This is a genomic window from Bythopirellula sp., from assembly GCF_041737835.1.
Lineage (GTDB): Bacteria > Planctomycetota > Planctomycetia > Pirellulales > Lacipirellulaceae > Bythopirellula.
In genome coordinates this window covers 178,047-186,472 of sequence record NZ_JBGSQY010000030.1, presented here as the reverse complement: position 1 = coordinate 186,472, position 8,426 = coordinate 178,047, and the positions used below count along the sequence as shown (strand labels likewise).

The 8,426-nt window shown below is 55.2% G+C and carries 7 protein-coding genes; 4 read left to right on the top strand and 3 right to left on the bottom strand.

The genetic code is table 11. The features are described from left to right. A partial coding sequence (locus AC6T8Q_RS09315; protein WP_500678814.1) for a hypothetical protein occupies positions 1-646 on the top strand: 646 nt, incomplete at its 5' end. A gap of 409 nt (positions 647-1,055) precedes the next feature. On the opposite strand, the gene AC6T8Q_RS09310 is transcribed toward AC6T8Q_RS09315, so the two are convergent. Continuing rightward, complete coding sequence (locus AC6T8Q_RS09310; RefSeq protein WP_500678813.1) at positions 1,056-1,385, bottom strand: type II toxin-antitoxin system PemK/MazF family toxin; 330 nt, start codon at positions 1,383-1,385, stop codon at positions 1,056-1,058. Continuing rightward, positions 1,370-1,564, bottom strand: a complete 195-nt coding sequence (locus AC6T8Q_RS09305; protein ID WP_500678812.1) for a hypothetical protein — start codon at positions 1,562-1,564, stop codon at positions 1,370-1,372. The genes AC6T8Q_RS09310 and AC6T8Q_RS09305 overlap by 16 nt, the downstream gene beginning before the upstream one ends. Before the next feature lie 674 nt (positions 1,565-2,238). Here AC6T8Q_RS09305 and AC6T8Q_RS09300 point away from each other — a divergent pair. The 3 genes from AC6T8Q_RS09300 to glgB all read left to right on the top strand — a co-directional run bounded on the left by AC6T8Q_RS09300 (position 2,239) and on the right by glgB (position 5,902). Continuing rightward, entirely contained in the window at positions 2,239-2,493 is a 255-nt protein-coding gene (locus AC6T8Q_RS09300) for a hypothetical protein (RefSeq protein WP_500678811.1), read from the top strand. A 309-nt stretch (positions 2,494-2,802) separates the two neighbouring features. Continuing rightward, on the top strand, positions 2,803-3,516 hold the full coding sequence (locus tag AC6T8Q_RS09295) for an RNase H family protein (RefSeq protein WP_500678810.1): 714 nt from the start codon (positions 2,803-2,805) through the stop codon (positions 3,514-3,516). Between the two features lie 166 nt (positions 3,517-3,682). Beyond that, on the top strand, positions 3,683-5,902 hold the full coding sequence (gene glgB, locus AC6T8Q_RS09290; RefSeq protein ID WP_496919010.1) for a 1,4-alpha-glucan branching protein GlgB: 2,220 nt from the start codon (positions 3,683-3,685) through the stop codon (positions 5,900-5,902). A 7-nt stretch (positions 5,903-5,909) separates the two neighbouring features. On the opposite strand, the gene AC6T8Q_RS09285 is transcribed toward glgB, so the two are convergent. Next, positions 5,910-8,342 (bottom strand): hypothetical protein, encoded by a 2,433-nt coding sequence (locus AC6T8Q_RS09285; RefSeq protein ID WP_500678809.1) that lies wholly within the window; start codon positions 8,340-8,342, stop codon positions 5,910-5,912. Positions 8,343-8,426: the final 84 nt, after the last annotated feature.

The window sequence follows — 8,426 nt, the reverse complement described above, 5'->3', positions numbered from 1 at the left end:
AAACCCCAGAACAATTCGAAGCCGAAAACGCCCCGGCATTAGCGGCGTAGAAAAACTGGCCCGCCGCTGTCCGAAAGTCCTGGGCTATCGCACACAAGGAGAAATAACACCCCTTAATTTCGTTGATTGGTCTATCAGCTTTTCATCCCCCTACGGTTCCCACACAATAGCAAGAAATCATGGAATTGCTGCATTAATCACTGAATCCATGGAATACGAATGGTATGACTACTCGGGAATGAATCCGAGTCATCCCGAGAATGAAACTCTGGCTTTAGTGGCAACTCCAAAGTCATTGTCTATTCCAGCAGTTCAAAGTTTTAATCAATTGAGTATTCTCAATCTTACATTCTCTATCGACTTGCCTTGGCAGTATTATCACTACCCCATGCTAGGTGTTTCTTTTGGACGTTCTAATCCCGTAGGCATTCTCAGTGGTAGATTGGTCGATGACGACAATGTCTACCCATCACACGATACAACTCTATCAGATGACGGTCCTGATCGATCGCTTAGAGTTTCGTACTTACATATGTTGCATGAAGATATCATTGCCATGGTTGTCCCTGAACCGACATCCTTGGTATGTACCTACTGTGCTCTAATCGTTTTGGTTTTTAAAAATCGCCGGTGCTCAAAGGGCTGATTTTCGAGGATGGAACTCTGTTGCCCCGGGTGTGTGCTCGGCAGGACCTCGCAATCACCCGGGGCTAAATTTGTTCGTGTATTTCGTGGTTACTCCGGCCTTCTCCGGTCACTCACGTTTACGGCTCGCCAAGTTGTGGACTATGGGGTTTCTCGACCCGATCGATGCACGCCGTTTGCCAGTCTACAATCGCTTTGGTGTCAGGCACAGCCTTGACCTACACGAATGAGCCGCAAGGCGCTAGCCGTGGGTTCTGGAAATTCACGATTTGTGGCGGCGTCGAAAAACCCCACGCTAGCGCGTTTGGGCTCATTTTTGTGATTCTTCGCGTTTCTTGTGGCCAGGCATTGATGATTGGATTTCCGCCCCACCTTCGTGAGGGCAGGCACTGCTTAGTAGCGGCAGCTTCTTACGAAAAAAGCTGTCGAAGTTTGGCGAGCGTCTCATCGAGCTTTGGAGTCTTTACGTGCGCCACGATTGAGAGGATGACTGATTGCTCAGCTGTGAAGAGGCGATTTGGTCTGATATAGCTAAAAATATTGAGCTGCCCAGTTTGGAAATCGTCAGCATCCAAAGGAATCGAGTAAGAGTCGCGATGGGTTTGGCTGGTGATCTGGCAAAGGATCAAGTCATCGCCGGAAAGATTAACCACGACCAGCGCGGGCCGGCGCTTGCCAGGTTGTAAGTTGGTTTGAGGAAACGGTAGAACGATGACATCGCCCGCTACAGGTTTGCCCACGCAGCATCCTCTTCCGGAGTGTTCCAGTCGCGCGCCAAGACGGCTTCGCTCGCCAGGAGGCCATTAAATGTCTCGTCGCTGGACTTCAAACGAAGAAAGCGTGCGAAATCGTAGACCTCGCGCTGTAATGCCTCGGGCAAAACGTCCAATTCTTTCTCGATGAGTTCGCGAGTGCTCATTAGGTTATTATACCGCATATTTGACGCTGTAAGCAAAGGTAATTCCGACAAGCGTGATTGCGCGACGGAGGGTTCTTGGAAGCTCGTAGCATGGACCCCTGGTCCGTGGCGTCGAATTCTTCACGGCATGCTACAGGTTTCTCGGAACCCTCCCCTAGCCCCTCCCACTGAGTACAGCGGGAGGGGGAGAATAATCCCACGCTAGCGCGTTTGGGCTCATTTTTTGTGGTTCTTCGTGGTTTTTGTGGCCAAGTATGGAAGACTGGATTCCCGCCTTCGCGGGAATGACGAGAAGGTTGAATGGTGTGGTTACCGTACTGGGCGCATGCGCGGGAGAGTGCAGGGTGGGGGAAGCCAGATTTCCTCGGGTCGTACAACTCCCCTCGGAATGACAGACGGCCAAGCTAAGCCGCGAGCGGCTTGCTATGGGGTGGGGCAGGGCGTGCCGCGAATTTGGGCGAGATGGCAAAATTGCTGCCACTTGGCCTAGTCCACCGCGAACCTGGAAATCGTGGGCAGTGCCTAGTTTTTCAGAGGGAAGAGGTTTCCCTTGCGGTTGCGACAGGTGGGCCTGATGGCTGGCACGCCAGTTGCTTAATTGCCGACTGTCCTTTGAATATGCAGTGGGCTGATGCCCACCGCTCGCCTGCCTTGGTGTTAGGGAGTCTTTCACCGTGATCCGAGAAGCTGCTAACCTGTCGTTGCCGTTGTCTGGTGTGGTAGGGAATCCCCAGGCACGGGCTAATTATTCTCCTGCCAAGGGCCGCGGAGCGATCGCTGCGCTGGTGGCCCCGATCACGCCGCAGGAAAGCGTTGAAGCCGAAATCTCGCGGCTGACGTGGGCCGTCATCGACGGCATCGCATCGAGCGCCGATCGTGAACGGCTGTCGGAATTGGTGAGCGTTCAGCACGAATTTCGTCGTGTTTAGATGACGACTCCAAACGCTTACGTTTGAGTACTCCAGGCGCTTACGCTTCTGGCTCGCGTGGATGACTCCCCTGCCCAGAGGAAGGGCTATGTGGGAGATAGGTCCGATTAAAACGGCTGGCTGATAAACTGGAGAGTTTGCGAAGCGTTTGCCGATAAGGTATTTCAGACAGCGGCTCATGTCGCTGTTTGACTCGCAGTGGACGCGTGTCTGAGGTACTCCCCCCGCGAGTGACTGGCAGCCGAAGCTAGTCGCCGTTAACCCACCGATTCGGACCGACGTTTCCCCCAGCGTCGTGCATGCGTCCTCATGATTGCCAATTCCCACTATTTGCTTTTCTCCGAAGCAAGTTGCACATCGAGTGGCCAAACGTGGCGGTTTGTGCTCCAGAACGTCGAAACCAGCCGGCGAATGGTTGTCGCCGATGAAGAAAACGTCACCTGTGGCGAACGCTTGGAACTGCTCGCCGTGGTGCGAGGATTGGAAGCTCTGGATGGTCCAGCGCAGGTTACGCTCGTCACTAAGAGTCGCTACGTGAGTCGTGGCATCCGCAGTGGCCTGACCGAGTGGCGAGCGAATGATTGGCAATGGGAACGATTCGGCCGGATCGTTCCCGTGAAAGATCATGATCTGTGGCAACGCGTCGATCGCGCGTTGTTGTTCCATAAAGTCGTGTGCCAGGCTTGGCAATTTGAAGATGCCGCGACAGAAGAGCCACTGTCGTGTGTCGACCCTCAAACGCACGTGCTTGAGGCGGCAGAGGTTCGTTGTCACGAGATGACGCCGAACTCTTGTGAATTGCCTGCCACGACTTCCGAAGCTGCGGAAACAGCCGCGATCCCCCCCATCAAGCGGCGGGTCAGACCTCCGCAACGTGTCAGAAGGCGTCGCGATCAACGAGAGCAGCGCCCGAATTCGCTCGGTCGCGTGGCGGCCTCGTTGGTGAGCAAAGCGACCAATTTCGGCGAATCCTTGCGTGCCATTGGTGCCGCGATGCCGGGTTTAACACAGGGAGCCGCATAATTCCCACCTCTCGGAAAGAAATTCAAGGTGTTGGCACGGTAAATGAAACAAGGGTTTGACGGAATATGCCGAATTTCGTCAGGTGACTAGGTAATTTAGGCGGCACAGTGAAGTAATTTCAGGTAAAACAGAACCCAGATTAGCAATCCAGAAAAGGATGTCCGCGGTGCGAACTCAAGTTGATCTCGGTGCCATTGCACCGGTTGTCCACGGCTATCACCACAACCCTTTTGAAGTGTTGGGACCGCACGAAATTGTCGATGGCGGTCGACGGGCTCTGGCGATCCGGGCTTATCTTCCTGAGTCGCAGCAAGTGTGGCTGGTCGATCAGCAGCACGGCATTTCTCAGCCGATGCGGCGGATCCACCCGGCGGGATTGTTCGAGGCGATCTGCAATCCGGAGGTGTACGACCGTGAGCTCGGTCACACTTACCAGTTTTGCAGTGTGAACCAGGCGGGCGAACAAACGACGATGCACGATCCTTATTCTTTTCCACCGCTACTGACCGATTACGATCTCCACTTGTTGGGCGAAGGCCGCCATTGGGATGCCTACCGCCGGCTTGGTGCGCATGAACGCGAAATCCATGGCATCAAGGGGATTAACTTTGCCGTGTGGGCCCCCAACGCTGAGAGCGTCAGCGTCATCGGAGATTTCAATGGCTGGGATCGTCGCAAGCACGCGATGCGCAAACACATGCCCGGCGGGATTTGGGAATTGTTCATTCCCGACATGACCGTGGGGACGCTGTATAAGTTCTCCGTGAAAGCCCGCGGTGGGAACGTCGTTGAGAAGTGCGATCCCTATGGTTTCGCCGCGGAAGTTCCACCCCGCACCGCCAACATCGTAGCCGACATCGATTCGTATCAGTGGAACGACTTCCACTGGATGAGCGAACGGGAAAGTCGCAATGGGCTGAATGCGCCGATCTCGATCTACGAAGTTCATTTGGGGAGTTGGAATCGCAACCACGATGGTGGTTGCCCCTGGATGAATTATCGTGAGCTGGCTCATCGCTTAGCCGCTTACTGCGAGAAGATGAGCTTTACGCACATTGAGCTGATGCCGATCAGCGAGCATCCCTTCACCGGAAGCTGGGGATATCAAACGGTTGGCTATTTCGCGGCGACCAGCCGTTATGGTTCGCCTCAGGATTTCCAGTACTTCGTTGATTATCTCCATCAGCACAACATTGGCGTGTTGATCGACTGGGTCCCCGCGCACTTCCCCAAAGACAGCCACGGACTCGACTTTTTCGATGGCACGGCGTTGTACGAACATGCCGACCCACGTCAGGGTGAACATCCCGACTGGGGCACGAAGATTTTCAATTACGGCCGCAACGAGGTCCGCAATTTCCTCACCTCGAACGCGTTGTTCTGGCTCGATAAGTATCACATCGACGGTCTGCGGGTCGATGCCGTGGCGTCGATGCTGTATCTCGATTACAGCCGCAACGAGGGTGAGTGGATCCCCAACCAATATGGCGGGCGCGAGAATCTCGAAGCGGTTCATTTCCTTAAGGAATTCAACGAGCAAGTTCACCTGCAATATCCGGGTGTGCTGACCGTGGCCGAGGAATCGACCGCATTTGGTGGTGTGTCGCGGCCGACTTACTTGGGTGGGCTTGGTTTCAGCATGAAGTGGAACATGGGGTGGATGAACGACACCCTGCGTTACATGCGGCATGAACCGATTCACCGCGGCTATCATCACGATGAACTGACGTTCTCGTTGATCTATGCGTTCACCGAGAATTTCGTGCTGCCGTTCTCGCATGATGAAGTGGTCCATGGCAAGGGCTCGATGCTCGATCAGATGCCCGGCGACATGTGGCAACGCTTCGCGAATTTGCGGCTGCTGTATGGCTATCAGTGGACCCACCCAGGCAAAAAGCTCACGTTCATGGGTGGCGACATTGCCCAGTGGAAAGAGTGGAATTACGAAGACGATTTGCAATGGGACTTATTGCAATGGGAGAGCCACGAAGGCATTCAGCGATTGATGGCGGATTTGAATCGGCTCTACACGACCGAGCCCGCGCTGCATCAGCATGACTTTGAAAGCAGCGGCTTTGAGTGGGTCGATTGCCACAACCATAACGATAGCGTGCTGGTCTATCTCCGCCGCGCAACGAATCCGAATGATTACGTGCTCGTGGCCTGCAACTTTACGCCCGTGGTCCGCAGCAATTATCGGATCGGAGTGCCCGAAGGGGGCTGGTATCAAGAAATCTTGAATACCGACTCGCAGTACTACGCGGGAAGCAACGTGGGCAATTACCCCGGGCTGGCCGCGGAAAACAGCGAAAGCCACGGGCGACCTTATTCGCTGGTGATGACCTTGCCACCGCTGTCGGTAGTGGTGTTCAAGCCCCAGCGATAGGAAGAGCTTATTGCTCTGAATCCGATTGTGTGTACATGCGGCTGAGGAATGTGTCGAGCTTTTCCATATCAAGCCCGGCACGATCCATCAGCTCGGCAATGAGTTGGCGCTGCTGGTATTGCCAACGTGCGCCCATCATCACCCGCCCGCCGTACCAGCTGTTGGCTTCCTTGAGGAACAAGGCTTTAAGTTCCTCGGGTGTCGACTCGCGGCGATCGACGCGGAAAATGTAGGCATTGGTCTGATCGTAATTCAGCAGCGCGGCCACTTCATCGTCTTTGAGCTCGAACGCCTTGGTCATGAAATCCGGGCCGACGGCGGAGAGCGGCGGTGCATCGCCCAAACGGGCGCCACGCTGCATTTCTGCGGGGGTCGTGCCGAATGAGAGCCAGCTGAAGAGATCGGTCGTGGTCACTTCGTAGGGCTTGCCGATGAAGAATGTGCTGAGCGTATCTCCCTTTTTCTGAGCCTCGGCGGCAAATTCTTCGGCTTTCTTCAGTGCGAGCTGGGAGGCTTCGCGGAGCTTCCAGGCTTGTAGCACTTCGTCTTTGATGTCGTCGAAGGCGGGAATCTTTTCGGGAATGTCTTCCACTTTCGTCACGAGAAACAAGTTGCCATCGAGATCGGTGGCCAACATCGGTTCGTAAAGCTGCAGATCGTCGAAGGCGGCTTGGATGACCAACTCACTTTGTGTTTGGACATCGATCGCCTTGCCCACGAAGGTGTCGGCAAGCTCGCGTTGGGTGAGCAGCACGGTTTCTTCGGAAGTTAAGCCTGTTTCCTTGGCACGTTCCTTGAGATTAGTTAATGCCGCCGGTGGAGCGGGGATTTCCTTCTTTTCCGAGCGAGCCGTCACGACCGCGAAGCCGTAGGGGTTGTACTCGGTTTGGAGCTCGCCGTAGATGCGGTCCATCACCTTTTTCAGTTCGACGACAGCTTTGTCGGTGGCGAGCTTATTGCGAATCGAATCGCGCACTTCGTCGAGCGGAATGTATTCAGTTTTGTCTTCGTCGGCATCTTCTTCAGCAGCTTCTTCCGCTGCTGCGGCATCGGTTTCTTCGAGCGCTTCGGTCGCTTCTTCGACGGCCTCTTCTGCGGCCACGGTTTCTTCGGCATCGACGATTTCTTCAGCGGCTTCTTCGACTTCTGCCTCGTCGGCTGCTTCCGCAGCTTCCTCGGCCTCTGCATTCAGCTGGAATGCCGCGAACTGGAATGTTTTACTGCGCTCGACGCTGCTGGAATCCTCATCAGCCGGTGCGGCGGGAGGGGTTGATTTTTCCGCGGGAGGAGTCGTTTCTTCAGCAGGAGTTTCCTCGGTCGTGGTTTCTTCAGTGACGGCCGTTTCGTTGACGTCGCCCTCGGGATTTTCTTCGGTCGCGGATTCTTCGGTTTCGACCGTTTCTTCGGCCGGCTTGGTATCGAACAAACCCTCGTCAAACGACGGGGTCGAACCATCCGTCTTCACGAACTGCGTGCGCTTGTTGCGCTCGTAGTAGTCGGCGATTTCATCGGCAGTGATCGTGTCGCGATACTTTTCGCTCCAAGCGTTCACGTCGCCCAGCAGATAGTTGAGCTTAACTTTCCGCATTTCCTTGAAGCCGGGATCGGCCGAGGGGAGAATGGCCCCCAAAACTTGGTGGGGAGGATGCGACTCGTTGTTCTTAAATTCTTCGTAAAAGGCGCGTAGTTCGGCTTCGCTCGGATCGGGGACATCCTTCACGAAGTCCGAGACGGGGATCGTTGCCGCTTCCACGGCAATACGGTCGTTGATGCGCTTCCAATCCTGCCACCGTTGCTCGGGCAGGTTGTCTGGCAACACGGGCAGCCGCTCGGCGAGTTCGGGACGGGTGTAAGAGCTGAAACTCCCGAAATACGTGTTTCCCAGCAAGAGTTCACGCAAGCCGGCGAACAGTTGATCTTCCAGGCCGCGTACATTGGCGCCACCGCGAATGCCTTGCATGAGCATCTTCATTTCTTCATCGCTCACCCGGCGGAAACTGGTTTCCTTGAGAAAATGGTTAATAACATCATCGCTGATACTCATCCCCGCTTTTTTCGCCTGATCGGCCAAGACCCGTGTCGTGACTACGCCGACTTGCACGTCGCGGGGGCTGGAATTGGGGGAAAGCACGAAATCGGGAACCGAGGGAAGCATCGGTGTGCCCCCTTGTTCGATGAGCCGGCGGGCCCCTTCCATCCGCAATCGATCGAGGAACTGACTGACGAAGTACCGCCGTTGGGTGAGGACATCGAGCTCCATGGAGGTCAATTTGCCGCCATCCCAGCTAGCAACCACTTCTTTGGGGTCGGGTCCGCCGCCCCCTTGGCCAATCATCGCGGTAATTTGGTCGCCAATGACGAACACAAACATGGCAACAACCACCGCGGCGGCCATAAATGCCTTCTGGTGCTTGCGAAAATAGCGAAAAGGGTGAGCCATCGAACGTCCTGAGCCAAGGTTGCCAGGTCCGGGCCACTTGACAGCCCGACCGGTGCAGAAGTAATGATTGACGACAGAATGCTT

Bases quoted from the DNA above. Each gene is read 5' to 3' on its own strand.
- AC6T8Q_RS09295 (WP_500678810.1), top strand. From the start codon at position 2,803: ATGATTGCCAATTCCCACTATTTGCTTTTCTCCGAAGCAAGTTGCACA.
- AC6T8Q_RS09305 (WP_500678812.1), bottom strand. From the start codon at position 1,564: ATGAGCACTCGCGAACTCATCGAGAAAGAATTGGACGTTTTGCCCGAG.
- AC6T8Q_RS09285 (WP_500678809.1), bottom strand. From the start codon at position 8,342: ATGGCTCACCCTTTTCGCTATTTTCGCAAGCACCAGAAGGCATTTATG.